Source organism: Haloarcula sp. JP-Z28 (assembly GCF_011440255.1).
GTDB lineage: Archaea > Halobacteriota > Halobacteria > Halobacteriales > Haloarculaceae > Haloarcula > Haloarcula marismortui.
Genome location: NZ_JAAOHT010000059.1, coordinates 25,835 through 26,934 on the forward strand (window position 1 = coordinate 25,835; position 1,100 = coordinate 26,934).

At 61.7% G+C, this 1,100-nt stretch carries 1 protein-coding gene and 2 pseudogenes; all 3 read left to right on the forward strand.

Going from position 1 to position 1,100, the window contains the following annotated elements:
* Positions 1–287, forward strand: a pseudogene (locus G9463_RS17815) (hypothetical protein); the annotation flags it as partial.
* Between the two features lies 1 nt (position 288).
* Positions 289–876, forward strand: a complete 588-nt coding sequence (locus G9463_RS17820) for a hypothetical protein (RefSeq protein WP_165897426.1) — start codon at positions 289–291, stop codon at positions 874–876.
* Positions 864–1,100: pseudogene (locus G9463_RS17825) on the forward strand (hypothetical protein); the annotation flags it as partial. The gene G9463_RS17820 and the pseudogene G9463_RS17825, both read left to right, overlap by 13 nt.

Here is a 1,100-nt window from a genome sequence, read left to right on the forward strand (position 1 = left end):
GATGTGGCTACAACTCCGGTGGGAGTGCGGAGGAACGGGTCGGGCTCAACCCGGCTCGGGAGAACGTGAACGTCACAATCCGGGGGAACGCGACGGCAACAGCAGCCGCCGATGAAACGCTCTGCTGGGATGGAGGAAGCGAGGAACTCGTTGAAGCCGGGGCCGGCTGTGGGACGATACTCACGACCGGTGGGAATCCACCGACAAACAACGACGCGTCGGTCACTGCGTTGCGGGTGGTCTCGCTGAACGGGCAGGATGTCACAGTTCGCGTGGTGATGTGGTAGTATGCGTGCGCAGGCGCACACGCTCGAAGCGATTGTCAGCGGAATGCTGTTACTGGCAAGTCTGGTGTTCGCGCTACAGATGACAGCAGTGACGCCGCTGTCCGCGAGCACGTCAAGTCAACACATCGAGAACCAGCAGCAGGCAATCGGCCACGGGGTCCTCGCCTCCGCGGCGGCAGAGGGCGCACTGAAACCGGCTGTGCTCTACTGGGACAACAGCACGGCGCAGTTCCACAACACAGCCGGTGGTCGGGAGTACTACACGAACGGGCCCCCGGACAACCGGTTCGGGGAGTTGCTAGAGCGTGCGTTCGACCAGCGGGGAATCGCCTACAACGTCTATCTCCGGTTCCAGAACACGCAGGGAAGAACTGTGACTACCCGCTACGTCTACAGCGGTGAACCAAGCGACAACGCAGTGCGTGCCAGCCACACAATTACGCTCATGGACGACGACCACTTGCGAGACGCGGACGGGACTCGCAACAGCACGCGGCTCGGTGGCCCAGCGACCGATTATACGGTTTCGGACACCGGAAGGAACGTCTACAACACGGTCAGCGTGGAGGTGGTCGCGTGGCGCATCTGAACGACGACGAACGCGGACAAATAATCCTTATCGCCGCGTTAGCGCTGGCGGTGACGTTCATCGGTCTTGCGCTGGTTGTCAACTCCGCGATTTACACGCAGAACCTCGCGAGCCGGGGTGAGGTTGCCGGGAGCAACGACGCGCTGGAGATGCGAGCGATGGTGGAGGCAAACATCGGGCAGGGTATTGTCGCGGCTAACAGGTACAACTACTCGACCCAGTCG